Source organism: Streptococcus sp. HMSC061E03 (assembly GCF_001813505.1).
Classification (GTDB): domain Bacteria; phylum Bacillota; class Bacilli; order Lactobacillales; family Streptococcaceae; genus Streptococcus.
In genome coordinates this window covers 173,243-198,735 of record NZ_KV812797.1, presented here as the reverse complement: position 1 = coordinate 198,735, position 25,493 = coordinate 173,243, and the positions used below count along the sequence as shown (strand labels likewise).

General features: G+C 42.1%; 19 protein-coding genes. 16 read left to right on the top strand and 3 right to left on the bottom strand.

The annotated features are described in order from the left end of the window. The first annotated feature begins 466 nt into the window (after nt 1-466). The 10 genes from HMPREF2917_RS08665 to HMPREF2917_RS08620 all read left to right on the top strand — a co-directional run bounded on the left by HMPREF2917_RS08665 (nt 467) and on the right by HMPREF2917_RS08620 (nt 11,712). Entirely contained in the window at nt 467-1,816 is a 1,350-nt protein-coding gene (locus tag HMPREF2917_RS08665; RefSeq protein WP_045759980.1) for a glucose-6-phosphate isomerase, read from the top strand. A 276-nt stretch (nt 1,817-2,092) separates the two neighbouring features. Further along, nucleotides 2,093-3,181 carry a hypothetical protein gene (locus HMPREF2917_RS08660; protein ID WP_070590263.1) on the top strand — a complete coding sequence of 363 codons (1,089 nt, stop codon included), beginning with the start codon at nt 2,093-2,095 and terminating at the stop codon, nt 3,179-3,181. Between the two features lie 108 nt (nt 3,182-3,289). Then, entirely contained in the window at nt 3,290-3,997 is a 708-nt protein-coding gene (locus HMPREF2917_RS08655) for a hypothetical protein (protein WP_070590261.1), read from the top strand. Between the two features lie 5 nt (nt 3,998-4,002). Then, nucleotides 4,003-4,692, top strand: coding sequence for a hypothetical protein (locus HMPREF2917_RS08650; RefSeq protein ID WP_070590259.1), 690 nt, complete (start codon nt 4,003-4,005; stop codon nt 4,690-4,692). A gap of 14 nt (nt 4,693-4,706) precedes the next feature. Then, the gene (locus HMPREF2917_RS08645; RefSeq protein WP_256324264.1) at nt 4,707-5,621 is read left to right on the top strand and encodes a hypothetical protein; all 915 of its coding nucleotides are present in this window, start codon (nt 4,707-4,709) and stop codon (nt 5,619-5,621) included. Between the two features lie 65 nt (nt 5,622-5,686). Beyond that, a complete protein-coding gene (gene dapD / locus HMPREF2917_RS08640) occupies nt 5,687-6,385 on the top strand; it encodes a 2,3,4,5-tetrahydropyridine-2,6-dicarboxylate N-acetyltransferase (RefSeq protein WP_021154029.1) in 699 nt (232 codons plus the stop codon). Between the two features lie 58 nt (nt 6,386-6,443). After that, a complete protein-coding gene (locus HMPREF2917_RS08635) occupies nt 6,444-7,577 on the top strand; it encodes an N-acetyldiaminopimelate deacetylase (protein WP_070590253.1) in 1,134 nt (377 codons plus the stop codon). Nucleotides 7,578-7,686: 109 nt separating this feature from the next. Beyond that, nucleotides 7,687-8,226 carry a 5-formyltetrahydrofolate cyclo-ligase gene (locus HMPREF2917_RS08630; RefSeq protein WP_070590250.1) on the top strand — a complete coding sequence of 180 codons (540 nt, stop codon included), beginning with the start codon at nt 7,687-7,689 and terminating at the stop codon, nt 8,224-8,226. Next, entirely contained in the window at nt 8,210-8,887 is a 678-nt protein-coding gene (locus HMPREF2917_RS08625; protein ID WP_049486372.1) for a rhomboid family intramembrane serine protease, read from the top strand. Before HMPREF2917_RS08630 ends, HMPREF2917_RS08625 begins: the two co-directional genes overlap by 17 nt. Before the next feature lie 413 nt (nt 8,888-9,300). Beyond that, complete coding sequence (locus HMPREF2917_RS08620; RefSeq protein WP_070590246.1) at nt 9,301-11,712, top strand: C69 family dipeptidase; 2,412 nt, start codon at nt 9,301-9,303, stop codon at nt 11,710-11,712. A 64-nt stretch (nt 11,713-11,776) separates the two neighbouring features. On the opposite strand, the gene galU is transcribed toward HMPREF2917_RS08620, so the two are convergent. Together galU and HMPREF2917_RS08610 are read right to left on the bottom strand one after the other, a co-directional pair. Next, the gene (galU, locus tag HMPREF2917_RS08615) at nt 11,777-12,685 is read right to left on the bottom strand and encodes a UTP--glucose-1-phosphate uridylyltransferase GalU (protein WP_070590244.1); all 909 of its coding nucleotides are present in this window, start codon (nt 12,683-12,685) and stop codon (nt 11,777-11,779) included. A 45-nt stretch (nt 12,686-12,730) separates the two neighbouring features. Further along, nucleotides 12,731-13,747, bottom strand: a complete 1,017-nt coding sequence (locus tag HMPREF2917_RS08610; RefSeq protein ID WP_049482561.1) for an NAD(P)H-dependent glycerol-3-phosphate dehydrogenase — start codon at nt 13,745-13,747, stop codon at nt 12,731-12,733. Nucleotides 13,748-14,019: 272 nt separating this feature from the next. On the opposite strand from HMPREF2917_RS08610, the gene HMPREF2917_RS08605 reads away from it, so the two are divergent. After that, a complete protein-coding gene (locus HMPREF2917_RS08605; RefSeq protein WP_070590242.1) occupies nt 14,020-14,709 on the top strand; it encodes a gamma-glutamyl-gamma-aminobutyrate hydrolase family protein in 690 nt (229 codons plus the stop codon). Nucleotides 14,710-14,858: 149 nt separating this feature from the next. Here HMPREF2917_RS08605 and HMPREF2917_RS11890 read toward each other — a convergent pair whose 3' ends face one another. Continuing rightward, the gene (locus tag HMPREF2917_RS11890; protein WP_070590240.1) at nt 14,859-18,134 is read right to left on the bottom strand and encodes a SpaA isopeptide-forming pilin-related protein; all 3,276 of its coding nucleotides are present in this window, start codon (nt 18,132-18,134) and stop codon (nt 14,859-14,861) included. Nucleotides 18,135-18,571: 437 nt separating this feature from the next. Here HMPREF2917_RS11890 and HMPREF2917_RS08595 point away from each other — a divergent pair, with 437 nt between their 5' ends. The 5 genes from HMPREF2917_RS08595 to HMPREF2917_RS08575 form a co-directional block, all read left to right on the top strand. Continuing rightward, nucleotides 18,572-19,018, top strand: a complete 447-nt coding sequence (locus tag HMPREF2917_RS08595; RefSeq protein WP_070590305.1) for a dUTP diphosphatase — start codon at nt 18,572-18,574, stop codon at nt 19,016-19,018. Between the two features lies 1 nt (nt 19,019). Further along, a complete protein-coding gene (locus tag HMPREF2917_RS08590; protein WP_070590237.1) occupies nt 19,020-19,535 on the top strand; it encodes a histidine phosphatase family protein in 516 nt (171 codons plus the stop codon). A gap of 13 nt (nt 19,536-19,548) precedes the next feature. Further along, entirely contained in the window at nt 19,549-20,907 is a 1,359-nt protein-coding gene (radA, locus tag HMPREF2917_RS08585; protein WP_371106501.1) for a DNA repair protein RadA, read from the top strand. A 143-nt stretch (nt 20,908-21,050) separates the two neighbouring features. Next, nucleotides 21,051-21,545 carry a beta-class carbonic anhydrase gene (locus tag HMPREF2917_RS08580; RefSeq protein ID WP_070590231.1) on the top strand — a complete coding sequence of 165 codons (495 nt, stop codon included), beginning with the start codon at nt 21,051-21,053 and terminating at the stop codon, nt 21,543-21,545. Nucleotides 21,546-21,798: 253 nt separating this feature from the next. Next, on the top strand, nt 21,799-25,493 hold a 3,695-nt coding region (locus HMPREF2917_RS08575), incomplete at its 3' end, for a Spy0128 family protein (protein ID WP_176745964.1).

Genomic DNA, 25,493 nt, shown 5'->3' with positions numbered 1-25,493 from the left:
AACCGAGCTTAGAGATATTGATCCTGAGGAGCAAAGCGACGTGAGGGCTATAGCGTAAATAAATTAAGCCTGTAAGGCGCAACCGAGCTTAGAGATATTGATCCTGAGGAGCGAAGCGACGTGAGGACTATAGCGTAAAATGAAATTAGCCCGTAAGGCGCGACCGAGCTTAGAGATATTGACCCTGAGGAGCAAAGCGACGTGAGGGCTATCATTCACCAGAGTCATGTAGAAATGACTTTCATATCCAAAGAATAAAAGAGAAAAAATAGAGTTTCGTGTGAAGCTTCTTTTTTTGATTTTCTAGCCAAAAATAGTGCAAATATGCAAACGATTGCTATTGCGTCGTTGCTTGATTTGTGAAAATAAAAAAATTAGTAAATGAAAACGTTTTACAAAATGGTTTCCCTTGATTAAATCCGTGTAAAGCGATATCATAGAGAAGAACAAAATTTGGAGGAATAACATGTCTCATATTAAATTTGACTACTCAAAAGTTTTGGGTAAATTTGTTGCCCCACATGAAGTGGAATACATGCAACCACAAGTGACTGCAGCTGATGAATTGATCCGTAAAGGAACAGGTGCTGGTAGTGACTTCCTAGGTTGGTTGGACCTTCCTGAAAATTATGACCGTGAAGAATTTGACCGCATCTTGAAAGCTGCTGAACAAATCAAATCAGACAGCGATGTTTTGGTCGTGATCGGTATCGGTGGATCATACCTTGGTGCGAAAGCAGCGATTGACTTCTTGAACCACCACTTTGCAAACTTGCAAACAAAAGAAGAACGCAAAGCTCCACAAATCCTTTATGCTGGAAACTCAATCTCATCTACTTACCTTGCTGACTTGGTAGAGTATGTTTCAGATAAAGACTTCTCAGTCAACGTGATTTCTAAATCAGGTACAACAACTGAACCAGCTATTGCTTTCCGTGTCTTCAAAGAACTCTTGGTGAAGAAATATGGTCAAGAAGAAGCCAACAAACGGATCTATGCGACAACTGACCGTGCCAAAGGTGCTGTAAAAGTGGAAGCAGATGCCAATGGTTGGGAAACATTTGTAGTTCCAGATGATATCGGTGGACGCTTCTCAGTCTTGACACCAGTTGGATTGCTTCCAATTGCTGCATCAGGCGCAGATATCAAAGCCCTTATGGAAGGTGCAAACGCAGCTCGTAAAGACTACACTTCAGATAAAATCTCTGAAAACGAAGCATACCAATACGCAGCAGTTCGTAACATCCTTTACCGTAAAGGATATGCTACCGAAATCTTGGTAAACTACGAGCCATCCCTTCAATACTTCTCAGAATGGTGGAAACAATTGGCTGGTGAGTCAGAAGGAAAAGACCAAAAAGGGATCTACCCAACTTCAGCTAACTTCTCAACAGACTTGCACTCATTGGGTCAGTTTATCCAAGAAGGAACTCGTATCATGTTTGAAACAGTTGTCCGTGTGGACAAACCACGTAAGAACGTGATCATCCCTACATTGGAAGAAGACCTTGATGGACTTGGTTACCTCCAAGGAAAAGACGTTGACTTCGTAAACAAAAAAGCAACTGACGGTGTTCTTCTTGCCCACACTGACGGTGACGTGCCAAACATGTACGTAACTCTTCCTGAGCAAGATGCCTTCACTCTTGGTTATGCCATCTACTTCTTCGAATTGGCAATCGCCCTTTCAGGTTACTTGAATGCGATCAACCCATTTGACCAACCAGGTGTTGAAGCTTACAAGAAAAATATGTTTGCCCTTCTTGGTAAACCAGGATTTGAAGAACTTGGAGCAGAACTCAACGCTCGTCTTTAATCAATAGACAAAACGATCTCGTAAGAGGTCGTTTTTTTACTTGCTAAACAAACTCATATTTTTGTCCCCTGGAATCAATTATAAAAACACGATCTAGTTATGTTTCTCAATCATATGGTTAACTGATTGCTATTGTCTCCCTTCGCAAGAAATTTTAAGATAAGTTTCTAAAAGGTCGGATATCTCTCCGATCTTTTTTAGTCTATCAAGACAGGAGTTGGTCCTTGCTTGGTTTTATGTTATAGTAGAAGAGAAGAATAAAAAGGAGAATTCGAAATGTCCGAGAAAGATCAAGAACAATTTATGAAACATACTCCCGTAGAGGGTGCGCCTCAATTTGATGTGGCTGCGCCAGCCTTTGTCCCAAAAGAAGAAGCCGAAGACTTGGTCGTTCCAGAAGCTAGTGGCCTTTCAGTGACGGAGTCGAAAGCAATGAAAGAAGAGGCAGACGAGCCAGCTGTTTCAGAAACAGTGGAGCCTCCAAAGGTGGATGAAGCAACTGTTGGAGAACATCCGGATGTAGTTGCTGCTCCCCAACCGACTCCTCCATTCCAACCTGCACCACAAGCTCCTCAAAATATGGCAACTGAACCAATTGGTCCGCAAACAGTGCCTGTTCCTGAGACACCTATTCCACAAGCTCCTCTTTCTCCTGTTGGAAGACCGATGGATACTGCAGACAAGAAGGCTATTCGTTTTGCCCTTGGGATTTTAGTTGGGCTTCTTATCGGTGGAGTCAGTGGTTATTTGATTGGTCATGCTAGCCCTAGCACGTCATCATCTAGAAAGCAGACTTCTTGGTCAGGTAACCAGTCTGGTTCGTCTTCCAATATCGATTTGGATCAATTGACCGCAGAAGACGCGGAAGTTGATTTTAGCTGGAAACAGTCTGATATCGAGCAACTTCAGTTTTTAACAGGAAGTGATGCTGGGGAGACTCCTGAGGAAATGATTGAAGCTTATGGGAAAGCTAGCTCCGTTCAATTTGAAAGTGGAGAATTGAAATTATTTTGGGATGATAACTCTTATAATAAAGAGGTCAAAGCGACTTACTCTAAGAAAGGGAAAGAATTCCAGCTTGTCAAATTTGAATTTAATCAATTTGGGAAAAATCTTACGGTTGAGGATAACTTTGCAGATGGGTTCAAGGTTGGAGATAGTGAAACCGGTGCTGGAGGGACCTCTTACAAAGAGCTTTTAGAAAAATACGGTGATGCAGTCAATCTGACGGTGAGTTTATCTGATGATTCAGACGAGATAGAATTGGTCATGGACTTCCAAAAGAAAAATGGGGACTACGTGGATTTGACCTTTATTCGCCAAGAAAATGGAGATTTTCTCTTGAGCAGTAAAGACAGCTACTAAATCACTGAATAAAAGAAAGAGGCAAGCGCCTCTTTTTTGGGATAAGACGAGACAAATACGCTAATTTTCTATACAATAGAAAGAGTTTGAATAGAAAGAGCATGAAGGATGGAAGAAATGAAAGAGTGGATAGATCGTCATAAGCGGATCCTCCAAAAAGCTGCAAGTGCTTTGCTGGCTTTTATGGTTGGTGTTTGCTTGGTGTTTATGATTCATCCAGTGAAAACCTTGCCCAAAGATCGCTTGTTGAGTTTGTCTCGCATGCAAGCAGACAGCCAGCGATTTGTCGCGTCTTCTTCCAAAGAGCCGGCTTTAGAAGACTTGTTGTCATTGGAGCTTGTAAGGGAAGAAGGGAAGACACAAAAAAATTGGGTGGCTTTGTCTGCATTCGTCAAAAAATTTGGAAAAGCAGCGAGTTTTACACAAGAAGATACGAGTTTTGGAGCGCAAGTCCAGCTAGGCTATGGGACTCCTGTGCAAGGGATTCATCCTTATACCATAGAATTTCAAAAGCAGGATGATACCTTTTATTTGAACTCGATTCAAAGCTTTTCACCCAAGTCGGCTCACTATCAGAGCAAAAAGAACTTAAAACTGGCAGATTTTACAGGCTATCAGACGCTAGATGGAAAAAAGGAAAAGGGAACAGCGGTAGAAGATGTTTTGAAAAAATCAGGTCTTCCCAATTCTCTTAGTTTGACCTCTGAAAAGGACAAGCAAGTCCTAGCCCTGTCTTATCAGGTGACAGATGGACTGGTCTCTTTGACTTTTGAACGCGACCAGACTGGTCAGTATCGTTTGACGAAGAAGGGGTGAAGCAGATGATCGAGTGGATGAAAAAGAATCGAAAAGAGCTCTTGCTGCCGTTTTTGTGTTTTGTTTTAGGATTGTTACTTGCGATTGCAAGCATCCAGGTGCAGGAGCAGGGAACCGATACCAAGGAGGACCAAACACTGACTCATTTCCAGCCAAAGGATTACAAGAATTTGGTCAGCAAGGAACAAGAAATCAAACAGTTTAAATGGACCATCGAAGCTGTGGCGAATTTAAAAGTTCGTCTCAAGCAGAGTCAGCAACCAGGAACCCGCTTGGAAACAGTTGTGACGGAATGGGGAAAAGCCCAAAAAGTTCGCTACACAAAGACAGCTCAAGGAGATAAAATGGTTCTCGTCTTGACTTATGCAGCTAAGCAAACCGATCAGGGTAAGAAAAGTGTGACCTTGTGGTTTGAACAGGAAAAAGACCAGGGGTATCGCTTGATGATGGTGGATGCGACGAATTTGTTGGACGCAAAAGAGAAGACAAGCAGTGAGAAAGAAATCACTACTGAAAAAGAGAAAAAAGGTACAGAATTCGCCCAGCTCATTAAGAAACTAGGAAATCCTCAACGATTGGTCTGGGGGGAAATGCCAGATGGCGGAATGGGCTATCGCGCGATTTACCAACTACCAGGGCAGCCAGAAGTGGTGATGGAATTCAAGAAAAAAGCCAAGAAATTGGTGTTGGTATAAGAAAGGAGACATCATTGGACGATCAACGGACAGACATCAAGGCAGCTTCCTCTCACCAGGGTGGGAGCCGCTTGATTTCAGAAGCCGATCTGGCTTCAATAGGGGGAAGCAGGCATTCAGAACCAAGACAACCTGTACTAGACTCCCAATCGGATAGGGCGAAAACCTACTCTCCTTCCTCTAATAGTGGAGGGTCTTCGCTAGCAGCCTTTTTTGGTTTATTGGCCATGCTGGGATTATTTGCCTATCTGGCTTCAGGAGGTATCCATAGTGAGGAACATCCTTCATCTACTACTAGTGAATACGGAAACACTGGCCGGTCTTATGGAACCAGAAAGGAAACCTTGAGGAGTGGCACGAGTACTTTGATTGCACCGGAAGGTGAATTTCAGTTTCAAGTGACCTATGAGAAGGCGATTTCCCTGATTCCTGGTTTAAGTGAGGGGGATCAAGGCCGTACCTCTTCAAATTATCTGTCTCCGCAGGATGTGGTAGCTGTCCTGGGGAAGGCTAGTAGTGGGGAAGAAACCTACCAAGAGGGTAGTGTCGGTCCTTTCATGACAAGCTTGGATTATGAGGCTGAAGGATCCCCTTCTTCTGTATCTGTTTTGCTTTCAAATATAATTAGTAGCCGTCTATCTTCTCTTAATTTTGAGAACTTAAACAGTGAGCGATTAGCCAATAAAAATGGCAGTTTGAACAGAGAGGATTTTGCCAATATTAAAATAGGAACCAGCTATGCAGATCTTGTGAATACAGTCGGAATTCCTAGCCGTGTTTCTTGGTCGAGTATGATGAGTTCAGAGTCTTTTTTAACCTTTCACTATAAACTTTCTGATGCGCGTTTAGTTACGATTCACTTTGGAAGCAATCGCACCATAAGTGAAATAACAGGCCTGGAGGATTCGGCTACAACCACGTCGCCTTAGGTGTTCATCTTACTTGGATTGTGGTATAATATGGATACCTTTAATTGAAATGAATGGAGAATCTTATGACAGCACAAAAAATGTCTGCTCAAGAAATTATCGCTTTTATTGGGAATGCAGAAAAGAAAACAAATGTGAAAGTAACCTTTGAAGGGGAATTGGCAACGGATGTTCCTGCTTGTGTTATGAAACTTGGCAATGTTTTGTTCGGTGACTGGAAAGATATCGAGCCCCTTCTTGCCAACTTGACAGAGAACAAGGATTATGTGGTGGAACAAGATGGCCGTAATTCAGCTGTTCCCCTGCTGGATAAGCGCTATCTAAATGCGCGTATCGAACCAGGTGCTATTATTCGTGACCAAGTGACCATCGAAGATAATGCTGTCGTGATGATGGGTGCTGTCATCAATATCGGTGCTGAAATCGGTGCAGGAACCATGATTGATATGGGTGCTATCCTTGGTGGTCGTGCTACTGTTGGTAAAAACAGCCACATCGGTGCAGGTGCCGTTCTTGCGGGTGTCATTGAGCCAGCTTCTGCTGAGCCTGTTCGGATCGGTGATAATGTCTTGGTCGGTGCCAATGCAGTTGTGATTGAAGGGGTTCAAGTAGGGAACGGTTCAGTCGTTGCCGCTGGCGCTATTGTTACTCAAGATGTCCCTGAAAATGTGGTTGTAGCTGGTGTTCCAGCTCGTATCATCAAGGAAATTGATGAAAAAACACAACAAAAAACAGCATTGGAAGACGCCTTGCGTAATTTATAAGATATGAAATATAGAGGCCGTAAGGCCTCTATTCTAATCTAATAGAAAGAAGACAACTATGACATTGGACTTAATCAAAATCAGACGAGATCTTCATCAAATTCCTGAAATTGGCCTGGAAGAATTTGAAACCCAAGCCTACCTCTTAGAGCGAATCGCAGAGATCACAGCGGGCAAGGACTTTGTCGAGCAACGGACTTGGCGGACCGGGATCCTGGTTTATCTCCATGGGTCTGCTCCTGAAAAAACTATTGGTTGGCGGACGGATATCGATGGCTTACCGATTGTGGAACAAACGGGCCTTGATTTTGCCTCCAAGCACGAAGGACGGATGCATGCTTGTGGTCATGATATGCACATGACGACAGCTCTTGGGCTTTTGGATCAACTGGTTCAAGTGCAACCAAAAAATAACCTGCTCTTTCTCTTCCAACCAGCTGAAGAAAACGAAGCTGGTGGGATGCTCATGTATAAGGACAATGCTTTTGGCGACTGGCTCCCTGACGAATTTTATGGTCTGCATGTACGCCCTGATTTGAAGGTGGGGGACATTGCGACCAATACGGGTACTCTTTTTGCAGGGACCTGTGAAGTCAAGATCACCTTTACAGGAAAGGGAGGGCATGCCGCCTTTCCACATGAGGCCAATGACGCTCTTGTAGCAGCCTCTTACTTCATTACCCAAGTCCAATCGGTCGTGAGTCGAAATGTCGATCCGATTGAAGGGGCTGTGGTGACCTTTGGTTCCATGCATGCAGGAACAACCAATAATGTGATTGCTGAGACAGCCTTCCTTCATGGGACTATTCGGACCTTGACCATGGAGATGAATCTTTTGACTCAAAAACGGGTCAAAGCCATTGCAGAAGGAGTTGCAGCCGCCTTTGATGTGAAATTGGATCTGGAACTCAAGCAAGGGGGCTACCTGCCTGTGGAAAACGAACCAGAATTGGCCAAAGAACTCATGGACTTTTTCACAGCTGAGGAAGACGTGAACCTGATTGATATTCTGCCTGCGATGACAGGAGAAGACTTTGGTTTTCTCTTGAGCAAGGTCCCTGGAGTCATGTTCTGGTTGGGGATTGATACCCCTTATGCCTTGCACCATCCGAAGATGAGCCCAAATGAAGCAGCCCTTCCCTTTGCTGTGGAAAACATTGGTAAATTTTTGAAAATGAAAGCCAACCAATAAAGGAATGATTCAACTCCGTCTAGAGTTGGATTTTTATTTTCTCGTGTGCAAACTGTTCGGATCTTTCCTAAAAAATGTTACAATAAAAGCTAGACAAAAGGAGTAGGGAATGAAGAAAACACTACGAAAAGAAACTATAGCAGCCATGAAAGCACTGCCTCAAACTGTGAAAACTCAAGCAGATGAAGAGCTGACTCAGCGCCTCTTGGAGCTACCAGCTTTTCAGGAGGCAAAGACCCTTGCGACCTATCTGTCTTTTGACCATGAAGTTTCCACAGCTGGCTTGATCCAAGCAGCTCTTCAACTTGGGAAACGCGTCTGTGTTCCCCGTACCTATCCACAAGGGCGAATGGAATTTGTGGAATACGATCCTAATATTTTGGAAAAGACACGCTTTGGTTTGCTGGAGCCCAATGAAAAAGGAAAGCTTGTGGAACAGTCAGAGATTGATCTGATCCATGTACCAGGCGTGGTCTTCCAGTCAAAAGGCTACCGAATTGGCTATGGTGGTGGCTATTATGATCGTTATTTAGCAGATTTTACTGGAAAAACGGTTAGTACGATTTATTCCATCCAGCAGAAGGATTTCCAGCCAGATACGTTTGATCAGGCAGTTCAGGAGGTGCTAGTCTATGAAGTTACTCTTTGATCGTCGTTATCCTGTGACCAGCCTCTTGTTGCTCGTCACAACGGCAGTCTTTCTTTCCATGTTTATCCGATTTGGAGGCGACTACCAAACAGGTGCTGCTATTTACTATAGCGGTGGTATTATTGGAGAGGTTGTGAAAGTCGATCCTAGCCAGTTATGGCGAATAGTGACAGCTACATTTGTTCATATCGGCCTAGAACATTTTGTGCTCAATATGATCACCCTCTATTACTTAGGACGTTTGGCAGAAGATCTCTTTGGATCGAAGGCTTTCTTAGCTCTTTATCTCTTATCAGGCATGATGGGTAATGTCTTTGTTGCTATTTTTACGCCAGATGTGATTGCAGCAGGAGCTTCTACAGCCCTCTTTGGACTGTTTGGGACCATTGGTGCGCTGCGCTTTATTGTCCAAAGTCCCTATATTCGCCACTTGAGTCAGTCCTATACCAGCTTGATTGTGGTCAATTTGATCTTTAGCTTCATGCCAGGAATCAGTATGGCGGGGCACATCGGTGGCTTAGTAGCTGGGGTCATGTTGGCTTATGTCTTTCCAGTAAGAGGGGAAGCTCGTTTTATGAACCGAACCTATCAGATGAGTGCAGCCCTCTCTTATCTCTTGCTTTTGCTTTATTTCTTAGGTAAAATCTTGAATCTATTTTAAGAAGAGTCTAGGACAAAAGTCCTAGCCTCTCAATTATTTTTGGATTGTAGAGCAAGACGCAGTGGTTGAGTGGGCTCTAATACGCTGATTTCATCAGCTTATACAGCCCTACTCAACTGTGCGGAGGTGGGACGACGAAATCGAATTCTAACGAATTACCGATTTCTGTCCCACTCTCTTTTTTTCCTAAAAAATGTAGCGAAATCGTAAACTAACAGAAAATTGTTTGAAATCTCAATAAATATATATAATTTACATAGAAATGAGTTGATAGAAAGATAATTTAGGAAAAAATAGAATAAAAACAAGCCTGGTAAGCGTTTGCAAAAATAACTAAAAAGAGGTAGACTAGGAGTATAAAAAATCAGGAATAGTGCCTTTTTTAAAAGGGACATTCGAAAAGGAGATTTGCCATGAAGAAATGGTTGTTTAAACTTTCATTGGTAGCAATGACATTTTTGCTCCTACCAGTTCAAGCCGTTCAAGCCTGTTGTGGCTTTATCATTGGTCGTCAATTGACCAAGGATGGGACCACTCTCTTTGGTCGGACAGAAGACTACCCTTACTATCCAAATGGTGGCAAGCACAACAAGAACTATGTGGTGGTTGATGCGAAGAATTATAAGGAAGGGGATCAACTGGAAGACGAATCCAATGGTTTTACCTATCCACATGCTGCCAGTGAAATGAAATACACAGCGACTTATGACTCTGCTCGTGGAGATGGTAGTAACGGTGCCTTTGGTGAACACGGATTTAACGAAGCCGGCGTCTCTATGACATCAACCGTTACAGCAATTCCAAACAAAAAAGTCTTGAAGACTGACCCATTGACAGAAAACGGAATTCCAGAAGCTGCTATGTTGGACGTAGTTTTACCACGCGTTAAGTCTGCTCGTGAAGGAGTTGAATTCCTAGCTAAAGTCATTGAAGAAAAAGGATCAGCAGAAGGGAATGTTGTCGTTTTTGCAGACCAAAAAGAAACTTGGTATATGGAAATCCTTTCTGGTCACCAATATGTAGCGGTAAAAGTCCCAGAAGACAAATATGCAGTCTTTGCAAATACCTACTACCTTGGTCATGTGGATTTGAATGACAAGGAAAATGTGATCGCTTCGAAAGATGTCGAAAAAGTAGCCAAAGAATCTGGTAACTACAAGACAGACAAAGATGGGAACTTCCATATTGCTAAATCTTATGGACCAGAAAAATATGCTGAAGGTGACCGTTCACGTACTTACGCAGGAATCACTCTTTTGGATCCAAATTCGAAAGTGACTTATGAAGATGATGAATACGAACTCTTCCGCTCACCAACAGATCCAAACAAGAAATTTACTTTGGAAGATGCTTTTGCATTGCAACGCAACCGTTTTGAACACTTGAATGGTCGTTTTGTTCCAGATGATCAAATTGGTGTCAAGAAACAAGGGGATGATGGTAGCAACGATACTGTTCGGAAAGACCAATACAAGTATGCTTTAGGGAACGAAAACGTCATCGATGCCCATGTATATCAAATCAATCCAAACCTTCCAAAATCATTTGGTGGAACTGTATGGCTCGGAATGGGACCTTCACGGAATACTCCTTATGTTCCATTCTATGGAAATGTAAAAGATACCTATAAGGCTTTCAAACCTCAAACTGCTACCTATGATCCGAATTCATGGTATTGGACAGTATGGCATATTGACCAGATGGCCATCAATAATCAAGACCTCTTTGGGAAATCGATTCAAAATCACTGGAAAGCTCTCGAAGAACAATTGATCATTGAACAGAAGGTTAGTGATAGCAAATATGCAGCATTGAAAGCTGATGAAGCTGCAGCAAAAGCGGTTGAAGATAAAGTGACTGAGGATGCTTTAGCTCGGTCTGAACGTCTCTTCAAACAATTCAAGCAATATGAGTCTGAATTATCTGCAACTCTTAAAGAAGCAGGTCGTACAGATGATCCATACCGTGCATCTTTACCAGATGACTACAAGGATCCAACAGAATCAAGTACCGAGCCAAGCAAGGAAGAAACAAAGCCAAGCACAGAGTCAAGTACAGAACCAAGCAAGGAAGAAACGAAGCCAAGCACCGAAGCAAGTACAGAACCAAGCAAGGAAGAAACGAAACCAAGCACTGAGTCAAGTACAGAACCAAGCAAGTCAGAAACGACCCCAAGCACAGAATCAAGTACAGAACCAAGCAAGGCAGAAACGAAACCAAGCACTGAAACAAGTACAGAGCCAAGCAAGGAAGAAACAACACCAAGTAGTACAACTACTGTTGTTCCTACAAATAGCAACAGTGTTAGTACCGTTGGTCGCCCAGTTTTACCAACAAATTCATATATTTTAGTAGACCAGGCAACAGGTATCGTCTTGCAAAACCCTGATTTTGCTCAAGGTGGCTATAGTCTCCTTGTTGAAGTTTTGAAAGATGTTAAAGAACTAGCTGGTAAAGATTACAAGGCATATAATATTCAATTATCGAACCAAAATAATCCTATACATCAAATTAGTCCAACTGTTGTGACCATTCCAGTAAATAGCCAAAAAGAAGTAGAAGCAGTTTATGGTATCGGTGAAAATGGTCAATTGGAATCCTTCCAATTCCAACTAAATGAAGATAAGTCAGCCGTAACATTTACAACCTCTCATTTCTCAACTTATGGTGTAGTTTATAAATCTGCAGCAAAAATTGAAGTGAAGAAAGGTGAGAAAAAATTACCATCAACCGGACAAAGTATCTCAATCGCGACGATGGTAGGCGGAGTTCTTTTGACAGTTTTTGGATTTGGCTACCACATCGAAAAACGTAGAACCCATTAAACGATACAGTTTATAAGATACAACAAAAAAAGGAAGTGAGAATGAAATCTCTCTTCCTTCTTTTTTAGTCTGCAGTTTGTTCAGATGCTTCTAATTGTTTTCCAAGATCAATGATATACTGTTTGAGATCCTCTTTAACCTGTGGATGCTTCAAAGCATAATCAATCGATGTTTTCATAAAACCAAACTTGTCACCTACATCGTAGCGTTGGCCTTTAAATTCACGGGCAAAGACTCGTTGGGTTTTATTGAGGGTGTCGATCGCATCTGTCAATTGAATTTCATTGCCAGCACCTGGTTCTTGATTTGCAAGAATATCAAAGATTTCAGGAGTCAAGAGGTAGCGTCCGATAATAGCGAGATCACTTGGAGCGTCCTCTGGGTTTGGTTTTTCGACAAACGTTTCAACGCTATAAAGACCGTTAATGCCTTCGCCTTGAGGTGCGATCACACCGTAAGAAGAAACCTCTTCGTGAGGGACTTCCATCACAGCGATGGTTGACGCATGGGTTTCATCGTAGTCGTTCATCAATTGTTTGGTCAATGGTAAGGCATCATCATTAGTGATGTCCATCAGATCATCTCCCAACATAACGACAAAAGGCTCGTTTCCAACAAAGGCCTTGGCTTGAAGAACAGCGTCTCCTAAACCTCGAGGGTGACTTTGGCGGATGAAATGAAGATTGATCGCTGTTGTATCATTGACCAACTTGAGTAAGTCAGTCTTGCCTTTTTGCTCGAGGTTGTATTCCAATTCGAAGTTAGAATCGAAATGGTCTTCGATCGAACGTTTGGCCTTCCCTGTTACGACAAGGATTTCCTCAATTCCAGATTTCAGAGCCTCTTCTACGATGAATTGGATCGTAGGTTTGTCAACGATTGGCAACATTTCCTTTGCCAAAGCTTTGGTAGCTGGGAGGAAGCGTGTCCCCAAACCAGCCGCAGGAATGACTGCTTTTCTAACTTTAGTCATATAGTTTCCTTTCTAAAAGGTAGGATTGATGTTAGAGTGGTTGACTTATTTCCACTCGTTTTCTTCTTTAAATTCATTGCTCATCATGTGGTGGATAGCTTCACGGATATCTTTTCCTTCGTAGATGACTTGGTAAATGGCCTGTGTAATCGGCATGTAGACATCCAATTCTTGCGCCAGTTCATGGGCGACTTTGGTCGTAGAGATCCCTTCAATGATCATGCCCATGTTAGCTTCGATGTCTTCCAATTTTTCGCCACGTCCGAGAGCATCCCCAGCTCGCCAGTTGCGGGAATGTACAGAAGTACCGGTAACGATCAAGTCACCAACCCCAGACAAACCGCTATAGGTCAAGGGGCTAGCTCCTAGCTTAACGCCAAGACGCGTGATTTCAGCGAGACCGCGCGTGATGATAGCTGCTTTGGCATTGTCACCATAACCAAGACCGTGCAGGGCCCCAGCTCCGACAGCGATGATATTCTTCAAGGCTCCAGCAGTTTCCACTCCGATGACATCTGTATTGGTATAGAGGCGGAAGTAGTGATTGCTAAAGAGTTCTTGAACATAGCGTGCAGCTTCTAAATCTTTTGAGGCTGCTGTAATGAGGGTGATGTCCCGTACGATAGTTTCTTCGGCGTGACTAGGTCCAGAAACGACCACCACCTCGCTGCGAAGAGAAGCAGGAATTTCTTCTTCAAGGATTTGAGAAATCCGATCGTGTGTACCAGGTTCTAGTCCCTTGGAAGCGTGCATGACTGTTACAGGGTGATCCAGTGTTTCAGCGACTTGTTTCGCCACCAAACGGGTCACCTTTGTAGGAACGACAAAGAGGATAGCGTCCACACCGTCCAAAGCTGCTTTCAAATCAGTCGTAGCAGTGATGTCTTCGCTAATAACGATGTCTTTGAAATAGCGTTGATTGGTATGAGCGGTATTGATTTCATCGATTTGTTCTTGGATATTTCCCCAGAGACGGACTTCATGGCCGTTATCATTGAGGACTTGTGAAAGGGCTGTTCCCCATGAACCAGGACCCAATACTGCAACGGTTTGTTTTTCCATTGTATCTTCCATTTCTATGTCTATTTTTCAACAAGGCTAGAAATTTAGCGCTTGCGCCTTCGAAACGGCCAAATGAGTGCCTTGAAGGATGATTCTATTTTCCTCTCTATTTTAACATAATATAGGTAAAAAAACTTGTATGATCATCAATTGTTTTGTGAGGAAGGTGAGGGTGATAAATAAAATCTATCACGGTTTTAAAAAATACATATTAGACACTATCACTAATGGGTGGTAACATAAGTATTAGTAAAAATGAAGGAGGAATGAATATGTGCAGAACAATTGTTGGAGTATCCGCTAATCTCTGTCCGGTGGACCCGGAAGGAAAAAACCTTCATTCCTCCGTATCTAGTCAATTTGCGGAAGGAATCCGTCAAGCAGGTGGACTTCCAATGGTCATCCCGATGGGAGATCCTTCCTTAGTTAAGGATTATGTTGAAACGATTGACAAATTGATCCTAAGTGGAGGCCAAAATGTCGATCCTAGTCTCTATGGAGAAGAAAAAACCATCGAAAGCGATGATTACAATATCGAACGCGATCAATTTGAGCTTGCCCTACTGAAGGAAGCGATTCGCCAAAACAAACCGGTTCTAGGAATTTGCCGTGGGGTTCAATTGATCAATGTGGCTTTTGGAGGAACACTCAACCAAGAGATCGAAGGGCATTGGCAAGGACTTCCGTTTGGGACTTCCCATTCTATCCAGACTAAAAAAGGCAGTGTGGTGGAGCAACTCTTTGGTCAGGCCAGTCGGATCAATTCCGTTCACCGTCAAAGTATCAAGGATCTTGCACCAAATTTCCGTGCGACCGCCTTTGATCCGCGCGATCACACCATCGAAGCGATTGAAGCAGTAGACGGCCATCGGATTATGGGCTTGCAATGGCACCCAGAATACTTGGTAAATGAAGAAAAAGGGAATTTAGAACTCTTCCGTTATTTATTACAGGAATTATAATGAAGTTAGAGATTGGAATTGAGCTGATCTCTTTTTTGTGTCTTAGAAAAGACGCAAAAATACCGGAAATAAGGTCAGAAAACAGTGTGGTCATCAATAAAAAAAACAGGTCCATCTAGCAATACTAGATGAATACCTGTTTTAAGAACTTATTCGTGGCGTTTTTTAGCAACGAGCATGCTTCCAGCACTTGCAAGAGCAAGTCCTGTCATGAGAAGTCCAGCACTTACTGTCTCACCAGTAGCAGGAAGACTTTGTTTTTTACCTTCTTTTGATTGTTTACCAGAAGGTTGATTTCCTTTCGGTTTGTCGGTTGAAGGCGTTGGAGGTGTTGAAGGAGTAGTTGGTGGAGTTGGTGGAGTATATGGCGGAATTTTATTATTCACCACATTACCTTTATCTACGACCAAATCTTTAGCTTGGGTAAAATCACTAGCTGAAACTGTGATAGGATTCGTTAACAATTGGTATCCAGTTGGAGCTGTCAATTCCTTGATAACATAATCTTTCGCTTCAAATCCAATGAAGGTTACAAGACCATTCTCATCTGAAGTAGCAGTCGCTTGACCTTCTCCATAAGGGTTAGCTACTGGAGTTGTACCATCTGCCTCATAGAGCCCAAAGACTGCTCCTAGAAGACCTTTACCTTCCTCGTTCACCTTATGTAATTGAATGTTGTAGAGTTTTAATTCTGGCTTATCAACAGTCGGAGGAGTTGGTGGGATAGAAGTAAATGGTTTATTCACCACATTTCCTTTATCTACCACATCATTTGAGGCAATCAAATCACTAGCTACGATTTTGATAACTTCATCTGATAATTGGTAACCGTCTGGAGCTGTAAGCTCTCTTACTACATAATCTTTTGCTTCTAATCCTGTAAAGGTTACAAGACCATTCGCATCAGAGGTAGCAGTTGCTTGACCTGCACCATAAGGGTTCGCTACAGGAGTCGTACCATCAGCTTCAAAGAGCCCGAATACAGCACCAACAAGAGCTTTCCCTTCTTGGTTCACTTTGTGCAATTGGATGCTGTAGAGTTTCAATTCTGGTTTGTCAACAGTCGGAGGAGTTGGTGGAATTGAAGTGAATGGTTTGTTGACCACTGTTCCTTTGTCTACGACGAGGTTAGTCGCAGCTTTCAACTCGCTAGCAGAAACTTTAATCACATCTGCTGATAGTTGATAACCTTCTGGAGCAGTAAGTTCTTTCACCACATAATCTTTTGCTTCAAATCCTGTAAAAGTTACAAGACCATTTGCATCAGAAGTTGCAGTCGCTTGACCTTCACCGTAAGGGTTTGCTACAGGAGTCGTACCATCGGCTTCAAAGAGACCAAATACAGCACCTGCAAGAGCTTTCCCTTCTTGATTCACTTTGTGCAATTGGATGCTGTAGAGTTTCAATTCAGGTTTGTCAACAGTCGGTGGAGTTGGTGGAATTGAAGTTGTTACCAATTTGTTAGTGAATGATTTCTTATCACCATATGCCACAGAAGCTTTGAGTGTATTGCTTGCATCATCTTTTGTGACAGTTACAGTCACATCAATAGTTCCTTCATCGTAGGTCATTCCTTTTGCTTTGCTTTCAGGAATAACTTCTTTAATCGTGTAGTGGAAGGTTTTTCCTGCGTCCTCTGATGAATATGAAATGTCATCAAAGGTTACCGTACCATCTGCAGCATTTTGTTTTGTTTGAAGAACTTTTCCGGTTTCATCCAACAATTGGAAATTGAATTCGCCATTCTTCAATTCAGCACCTTCTAAAATCTTGCTAGCTGAAATTTTAGCTTTTGCTGGTTTAGGAGCCGTATAAGTGTTGTTAAATGTTTTATTCTCTGGATAGACAAGATCAGCTTTTAGAGCTTGTCCGTCTTGTGTAACCTTCACGGTCACTTGTTTTTCAGTTGTATCATAGGTGACACCTGGTGTATTTCCAACAACTTCTTTTACAGTGTAAGTGTGTTCTCCTGCTTCCTTATAAGAAATCGGATCAAATGTTACCTTGCCGTTTTTATTGGTAACAGTTTGAAGCTTAGTTGCACCCTCGTACAATTCAAAGCTGAATTCACCGTCTTTTAGATCACGACCGGTAAGAGTTTTATCAAGTTCGATGGTAGCTTTTGTTTCTTTTGGCTTATCTTTCGGATTTACAATTGTTTTCGTTACTGAATGATCAGCACCAAAATCTTCAACATTAACTTCTGTAACAGCATCCTTGATAACGTGACCTGAAGGGGCTTCAATTTCAGTTAAGATATATTTATCTTTTAAGAGTTTTCCAACAGCAATATTACCATTTTCGTCTGATTCAAACTCACCGATAACTTGATTATTCGCTTGACGAACAACTCTAAACTTAGCACCTTTAAGTGGTTGATTCGCATCATCGACTTTATGAATATTGATTGAGTAAACATAACCAACACCAGCACCACCAGCAATTTGAACAGCAGCAGCATTCGTTACATTTTTGCTTTCAATACCTAGACCTTTAAGAGTTGCTTCATTTTTCAAGACTTCTCCGTCGGCAGGATCATAATTTAAACGAACTTTATAATTAATACGATACTGATCTTGATCTGTAATGTCACCTAAATCAATAACAAATGATTGACCATCTTCGCTAATTGTAATCTTATGCTGGTCTGTTACATCAACTCTATCAGAGAATACCCATTCACCAGTATCATATGAGAATTTACCTTTAATAATCTTAATGCTATCTTTTACGTAAGAAGCATTTGTAAATTGCAAGTGGTCCTCAATCGTTACACCTTTGATGTTTTGTTTTGTACGATTGACTGAAATAGTGTATTGGACCTCTCTTTTATCACCTTCATTAACCCAACTAGTCTTTGTTAAAAGATAAGGATTACCATCGCCAATACCAGTAAATGAAACTTTACCACCAATTTTTGTTTCTTTGTTAATGGTGATTTCTATCGGAATTTCACCTTTTTGTGGGTGTTTTTTGAAATCGACACGAGCATAGAAGAAGAAAGATCCGTTTGTATCAGAGTGTTTTTCAACATAATCTGTATAGGTAATTGTAATGGATTTATTATCTGGGCTTACCTCAGCATTTGCGATAACTTCCTTCGTATTTATATCAAGAATTTGAAACGAAGTGTTAGTAATCATCAAAGCATCTGGAACAGTAACTACAGTTGAATCTCCTGCTTTAACATTTTTTCCAGACAAATCATAATCAGCGTTGATTCGGAATGTTGCCCATTGTTGTAATTCCCAATCAAGGTTGCCACCTTCATTATTGGTAACTTTGATATTTTTGATCGTATCGACCAATTTTCCGCTAACGGTCACTCCAGGAGTTTCTGCTGAAGTGCGATTTAGACCTAAAGCGAAAAGCATGGCGACTAAACAAAGGACAAATGAGAAAATTTTAATATTTCTATTCTTCATCTTATCTTCCCTTTTCATAAAAAATTAGTGCCTAGTTATCAATGCCTGATTACTCTTAAAGATAGGAACGTCCAAATCCTATCTGTTGGTAATAAGAATTGAGTGCTGAGACACGACCTCCATAAAATTATTTTATAGGGTAAAATATTTTACTTTTAAAATTATTCCCTACAAAGGGAATTATAGCAAAAATAATGAGTAGCTTCAAGCTAAAATTGATGAAATGAGGCAGGAATTACGAACTTTTAAGAGATTTCATCAACTTTTGTTCTCTTTCCGAAAATAACCATGAAAATACCAACCGATTTACAAAAAAGAAGGACGGAAAAGTAAGTTTTTATTGAAAGAATACGAATAGTAGAATTGAGGAGACGCTAGGGCAAAGTGATGGTATAATAGAAGAGATAGAAACATTTTAGAATGAAAGAGGAATGATGATGACAAAAATTCGTGGATTTGAACTTGTATCAAGCTATACCAACCAGAACTTGCTACCAAAACGGGAGACAGCACACGCAGCTGGTTACGACTTAAAGGTGGCAGAGCGCACGGTGATTGCTCCTGGGGAAATCGTCCTCGTCCCAACTGGGGTCAAGGCTTATATGCAAGCTGGTGAGGTACTTTATCTCTATGATCGCTCGTCCAACCCTCGCAAAAAAGGCCTGGTCTTGATCAACTCTGTTGGGGTTATCGATGGAGACTACTATGGCAATCCAGGAAATGAAGGTCATATCTTTGCTCAGATGAAAAACATTACGGACCAAGAAGTCGTCCTTGAAGTCGGGGAACGTGTGGTTCAGGCTGTCTTTGCTCCTTTCTTAATTGCAGATGGGGATGAAGCGGATGGCTTGCGGACCGGTGGATTTGGGTCAACAGGGCACTAAGATGAAGATTATCTTTGTGCGTCATGGGGAGCCAGATTACCGTGAGTTAGAGGAGCGTTCCTATACTGGATTCGGGATAGATTTGGCTCCCTTATCTGAGAAGGGAAGGAAACAGGCTCAGGACCTTTGCCAAAACCCCTTGTTCCAATCAGCTGATCTGCTAGTAGCTTCAGCAGTGACGCGAGCTTTAGAAACAGCTTCTTATCTGGCTTGTGCTACGGGCCTACCTTTGAGGGTAGAGGCATTATTGCATGAATGGCAGGTTTATGAAACAGGTATAGAGAACTTTGAAACAGCTAGATGTCTGTTTTTAGAAAACAAGGGGGAGTTGCTCCCAAATTCTCCTGTTCAATATGAGACAGCTATAGAGATGAAGTCTCGTTTTCTAGAATGCATGGCTAAGTATCGGGAACATCAAACTGTGGTAGTTGTAGCCCATCGCATGCTCATGCGTCAATTTGTACCGAATGAAACCATTGATTTTTGCCAAGTGATTGAGTGTGAGATAGAGATTTAGAAAGAGGTTTATCATCGCTAAGAAAAAAACGACATTTATTTGTCAAAATTGTGCCTATAACTCACCCAAGTACCTGGGGCGCTGTCCCAACTGTGGGGCCTGGTCTTCTTTTGTCGAGGAAGTTGAGGTTGCAGAGGTCAAGAATGCGCGGGTTTCCTTGACAGGTGAGAAAACCAAGCCCATGAAACTGACGGACGTAACCTCTATCAATGTTCACCGGACCAAGACGGAGATGGAGGAATTCAACCGTGTACTAGGTGGAGGAGTGGTCCCAGGGAGTCTCGTTCTCATCGGGGGAGATCCAGGGATTGGGAAATCGACCCTTCTCCTTCAAGTGTCGACCCAGCTATCTCAAGTGGGAACGGTTCTCTATGTCAGTGGAGAGGAGTCAGCCCAGCAGATTAAGTTACGAGCAGAGCGCTTGGGGGATATCGACAGTGAGTTTTATCTCTATGCTGAGACTAATATGCAGAGCGTGCGAGCAGAAGTGGAGCGAATCCAGCCTGATTTTCTGATCATTGACTCCATTCAGACGATTATGTCTCCTGAGATTTCAGGGGTGCAGGGGTCAGTCTCTCAAGTACGCGAGGTGACGGCTGAGCTCATGCAGCTGGCCAAGACCAATAACATCGCTATCTTTATCGTCGGTCATGTGACCAAAGAAGGAACCTTGGCAGGACCTCGGATGTTGGAGCACATGGTGGATACGGTGCTCTATTTTGAGGGCGAGCGCCACCATACCTTCCGAATCCTGAGAGCGGTCAAGAACCGTTTTGGCTCCACCAATGAGATCGGTATCTTCGAGATGCAATCAGGTGGACTGGTTGAGGTCCTCAATCCGAGTCAGGTCTTTCTAGAAGAGCGCCTGGATGGGGCGACTGGATCGTCCATCGTGGTCACCATGGAAGGGACGCGTCCGATTTTGGCGGAGGTGCAGGCCTTGGTGACGCCAACCATGTTTGGTAACGCCAAGCGGACGACAACGGGGCTTGATTTTAATCGGGCTAGTCTCATCATGGCAGTGCTAGAAAAACGAGCAGGCTTGCTCCTTCAAAATCAGGATGCCTACCTCAAGTCTGCAGGTGGTGTCAAGCTGGATGAGCCGGCTATCGACCTAGCGGTTGCAGTTGCCATTGCTTCCAGCTACAAGGACAAACCAACCAACCCGCAGGAATGTTTCGTCGGAGAATTGGGCTTGACGGGAGAAGTTCGTCGGGTCAACCGGATCGAACAACGGATCAATGAAGCTGCCAAGCTCGGTTTTACCAAGATTTATGTTCCGAAAAATTCTCTGACGGGGATTTCGACACCATCAGGGATCGAAGTGGTCGGTGTGAGTACACTGTCTGAAGTCTTGAAGAAAGTATTTTAATTTTAATAGTAGAAAAGTCTTAAACGGGAAGTTTAAGGCTTTTTTTCAGATGTGACAGATGACAGGAGGTATCCCCTGACAGAAAGGATCGGATGTGGTAAAATAATAGATGATTTGAATTTCAAAGGAATAAAGGAGAGACCATGTCTTATTTTGATAATTTTTTAACAGCCAACCAAGCTTATGTGGCGTTGCATGGAGACCTCCGTCTTCCGATTAAGCCCAAAACACAAGTCGCCATCGTGACCTGTATGGATTCCCGGCTTCACGTGGCGCCTGCACTAGGTCTGGCTCTTGGAGATGCCCACATTTTGCGGAATGCTGGGGGACGCGTGACCGATGACATGATCCGCTCCTTGGTCATTTCCCAGCAACAGATGGGGACCCGTGAAATTGTGGTCTTGCACCATACAGACTGTGGTGCTCAGACCTTTGAAAACGAGAGCTTCCGTCAGCATCTCAAGAAAGAATTGGGAGTGGATGTGGGAGATCGTGATTTCCTACCCTTTCAAGATGTTGAAGAAAGCGTCCGTGAAGATATGGAGCTTTTAAAAGCTTCTCCTTTGATTCCAGAGGATGTGGTGATTTCAGGAGCTGTGTATGATGTGGATACTGGTTTGATTTCAGAAGTGAAATAATCATAGAGAAGAGTATAGGAAGACAGAATAATCTTTGTTTTCCCGTATTCTTCTTTTTTGGTATAAAAAAAGTGAACCGGATAGGAAAAAATGTGACAATTTAGCACAAATTATTAAAAAATATGTGGTATAATATGACATTTTAACAAAAATATTACAAATTAATTTCAACAGATTGACTGTAGATGTCAATGATGTTACAATTTTATTTGTATCATGGAATCATGAAATATGAAAAAGGAGATCCTATCAAATGAAGGATGTATTTAATAGACGCCAGCGTTTTTCCTTGCGGAAGTATAGCATTGGTGTTTGTTCTGTTCTCTTAGGGACAGCTCTTTTCGCTGCAGGTGCCAATACGGCTTCTGCGGAGGAAACAACTACCTCTTCAGGTGCGTCAACGTCAGCTTCGACGGAGTCTGCATCTGATAGCACAGTAGCAGCTGAAACAACTGCCTCTTCTACTGAAGCATCTTATAATGCTCCAGTAACAAATGTCGATCAAGCAAATACAAGTGCTGCGAAAGAAGTCTCAGAGCAATCTGAGACTAACAAAGCAGCAGATAAAGCTGAGGAAGCAGCAAAACCGGCTAAAGCTGAAGAAGCAGCAAAACCGGCTAAAGCTGAGGAAGCAGCAAAACCAGCTAAAGCTGAAGAAGCAGCAAAACCAGCTCCAAAAGCTGAAGCACCGAAAGCAACTGCAACACCAGCTAAAGCTGAAGAAACAGCGAAACCAGCTAAAGCTGAAGAAGCTACAAAACCAGCTGCTTCTACAAGCGCTTCAACTAGCGAAAGCTCAGAAGCAGCAAGCTCAAGTGAAGCTGCAGCAGTAGCCCTCAATCCTAAAGTGCAGCCAGCTTCACTTCGTGCTACTGATGTTCCTAAAGTAGATCGGGCAACAGCTGAAGATCGTAGTGCAGTACTTGACCGTGCAGCAACTGATTTGACGAATGCTGGTGCTTTGGCAACAAGTCGTAGCCGCCGTGGTAAACGTGCTTTAACAGACCATAATAACGAGCCGGTTGCTGTAACAACTTTCCTAAAAGACGGTGAAGTTGCTACACCTGGCATGACGAATCCAAACGGTGCAACTGTTCGTTCGCAAACAGTACCATCAGGATATGCTGCTAAAGAAGGCGACTACTATACATACGCTGTTTGGGATTTAACAGAATTCAACAAACGTTATGGTACTAAATACTACGCGCGTGCGTATAAGAGATTTGATGAATCTACAGATACAACTGTTGATTTAATTGATAAAAATACTGGTAATGTAGTAGAAACTAGAACTATTACTTCATCTAGCGGTGTTCAAAAATTCACTACTACAACAGCAGCATCTAATAGCCAATTAACTTTCCAAGTAGATTACAAAGCCGGTACTGCTGAAAAAGGTAAAGTTGCTGAACCATTTATTCAAAATGGTTATGAAGTAGGAAAGAGCATCACAGACTTAGTAGCAGCTGGACACCAACTTACGCCAGCTGAACAAGCGCTTTATACTGCGGTTTATAATGCTCGTACTACAACAGATATTCTAAACGTTGTAGAACCAGCTTATAATGGTCGTACAATCACTGACTCAAATGCTAAAATCCCAGCGGCAATTAATAAAACAACTTACTATAAAGTAGTTGATAAAAACAACCCAACATTTAATGCCAATAAAACAGATAAAACTGTTCAAGATTATAAAGAAAACGGCAATGAAGTAGATTTAGCTAAATATACAACTAAAGCTATGGAAGGGCAAAGTTTCACAGCATCTGGTGAGCGTCAATTTGATGGCTATAAATTGTATCAAACTGCGGATGCAAATGATAAGTCAGGTTATGTAAGTCGTCCTTACGCGATTGGAACTAAATTCATGGATGCGGACCGTTACGGTATTAAACGTATCAAAGAAGTTGTTGGAGAAGACGGTTCAGTCGTTATTCGTGTTTACTTACTAGATCCAAGACAACAAAGCAAACGTTCGGATGGTTCATTAAGTACCGATGGCTATATGTTGCTAGCAGAAACCAAGCCTATTAAACCAGGTGAATGGAATTCACAAGATTTAGTTGTTAAAAAATCACCTCTTAGAACAATTGCACATACTGTAACAGATCCAAAAACTGGAGCGAAAACTAACTATCCAAACGGTAAAGAAGTTCCATTTGATTTCCAAAAAGCTTCTAACTATACACCATATCATACTGTATTTGTACCATTCTTAGGAGATGGAATTGGGCATGGTTCAGCTAACTCACAATTAGAACGTGGAGTAGAAGGTATCGGTACAAACGTTGACTTGCTCAACACCTTGACACCGTATAAACAACCTATTTACTACTACGTAAAACAAGAGCCAGTTGAAGTCACTCCAGAAGTTGAAAAACAATTGGAAGGACGTGTGCTTGTTGATGGTGAATTCAGTTTCAAATTAACAGAAGAGAAGAGTACTCCTGACAAGCACGAAGAAACAGTTACCAATAAAGATGGTAAAGCTACATTTAGCAAACTTACCTTTAACAAAGCTGGTACTTATAAATACAAGATCACTGAACAAAAGGGTTCTGATACAAACGTTGACTACGATGCAATGACAGTTACGATGACTGTTACTGTAACTGAGAACGCTCAAGGTGATTTGCAAGCTACAGTTAAATACAGTGCTGAAGGTGGATTCAAATCAAGTGATGAAGATAAAATCTTCAACAACTATGTTGTAGCACCAGTTAAGACTAAGTTTGACTTCAGTAAAAAATTAGCTGGACGTGAACTGAAAGACGGAGAATTCAAATTCGTTCTTAAAGATGCAAACGGACAAGAAGTTGAAACTGTTGCCAACAAAAAAGATGGAACTGTAACCTTTACAGAAATTTCATTTGACAACACTAAAGTAGGTACTCATACTTATACAGTAGAAGAAGTGATCCCTGCAACTAAAGAAGTAGGTATGACGTATGACACTATGAAGGCAACAATCACTGTTGAAGTTGCTAAGAATGGTCATGCTCTTACAACTGTAACAAACGTTTCATCAACAGGTGGGGTAGATGCGAATGGTAATGCTACTGACGGTACTGCCGATAAAGAATTCAACAACAAGATCACTCCTCCGGGAACACCTGAGTTCCAACCAGAAAAATTCGTCCTTAACAAAGAAAAATTTGACCTAACAGGTACAAAATTAATGGACGATGACGATGAGCTTCAGGATGAGTACACAGAAACAAATGCAAATCCATATGCTGATCAAGTCAAGAACAATGAAGCAGAAAACATCAATACGAAGACTGTTGAGCGTGGTGATAAATTAGTTTACCAAGTATGGTTGGATACTAAGAACTTCACTGACAAAAACAACATCCAATCTGTTGGTATCTCTGATACTTACGATGCAGATAAATTGACTGTTAACACTGCTGACATTAAAGCATACGATAGTGTAACAGGAGTTGATGTAACATCTAAATTTGATATTACAGTAGCTAACGGAGTCATTACAGCGACATCTAAAGCTTCTATGAACAAATCTTTAGGTGATGCTGATAACACTCAAGTTATTGACACAACTAAATTTGCATTTGGTCGCTACTATAAATTCGATATCCCAGCGACTGTTAAAGCAGACGTTGCAGGTGGGGTAGACATCGAGAACAAAGCCAACCAAATCGTTCACGTTTACAACCCAGTAAGCAAATCTGTTGAAACTCCAGAAAAACCAACTCAAAAACGTGTGAACAGTGTACCAATCACTGCAGAGTTCAACTTCACAAAACGTTTGGAAGGTCGTGCGCTAACAGCTGGCGAATTTACATTTGAGTTGAAAGATAGCGACAATGTTGTGATCGCAACGGCAACCAACGATGCAGATGGTAAGATTAAATTCTCTCCAGTAGAGTACACAAATAAAGCTGGTGAAAAAGTCACTGCCCTTAAATACAAGAAGGGTCAAGA

Coding starts and splice junctions, on each gene's coding strand:
- HMPREF2917_RS08580 (WP_070590231.1), top strand. CDS start 21,051: ATGTCTTATTTTGATAATTTTTTAACAGCCAACCAAGCTTATGTGGCG.
- HMPREF2917_RS08665 (WP_045759980.1), top strand. CDS start 467: ATGTCTCATATTAAATTTGACTACTCAAAAGTTTTGGGTAAATTTGTT.
- HMPREF2917_RS08630 (WP_070590250.1), top strand. CDS start 7,687: ATGAAGAAAACACTACGAAAAGAAACTATAGCAGCCATGAAAGCACTG.
- HMPREF2917_RS08655 (WP_070590261.1), top strand. CDS start 3,290: ATGGAAGAAATGAAAGAGTGGATAGATCGTCATAAGCGGATCCTCCAA.
- HMPREF2917_RS08625 (WP_049486372.1), top strand. CDS start 8,210: ATGAAGTTACTCTTTGATCGTCGTTATCCTGTGACCAGCCTCTTGTTG.
- HMPREF2917_RS08595 (WP_070590305.1), top strand. CDS start 18,572: ATGACAAAAATTCGTGGATTTGAACTTGTATCAAGCTATACCAACCAG.
- galU (WP_070590244.1), bottom strand. CDS start 12,685: ATGACTAAAGTTAGAAAAGCAGTCATTCCTGCGGCTGGTTTGGGGACA.
- HMPREF2917_RS08650 (WP_070590259.1), top strand. CDS start 4,003: ATGATCGAGTGGATGAAAAAGAATCGAAAAGAGCTCTTGCTGCCGTTT.
- HMPREF2917_RS08610 (WP_049482561.1), bottom strand. CDS start 13,747: ATGGAAAAACAAACCGTTGCAGTATTGGGTCCTGGTTCATGGGGAACA.
- HMPREF2917_RS08635 (WP_070590253.1), top strand. CDS start 6,444: ATGACATTGGACTTAATCAAAATCAGACGAGATCTTCATCAAATTCCT.
- HMPREF2917_RS11890 (WP_070590240.1), bottom strand. CDS start 18,134: ATGAAGAATAGAAATATTAAAATTTTCTCATTTGTCCTTTGTTTAGTC.
- HMPREF2917_RS08660 (WP_070590263.1), top strand. CDS start 2,093: ATGTCCGAGAAAGATCAAGAACAATTTATGAAACATACTCCCGTAGAG.
- HMPREF2917_RS08590 (WP_070590237.1), top strand. CDS start 19,020: ATGAAGATTATCTTTGTGCGTCATGGGGAGCCAGATTACCGTGAGTTA.
- HMPREF2917_RS08620 (WP_070590246.1), top strand. CDS start 9,301: ATGAAGAAATGGTTGTTTAAACTTTCATTGGTAGCAATGACATTTTTG.
- dapD (WP_021154029.1), top strand. CDS start 5,687: ATGACAGCACAAAAAATGTCTGCTCAAGAAATTATCGCTTTTATTGGG.
- HMPREF2917_RS08605 (WP_070590242.1), top strand. CDS start 14,020: ATGTGCAGAACAATTGTTGGAGTATCCGCTAATCTCTGTCCGGTGGAC.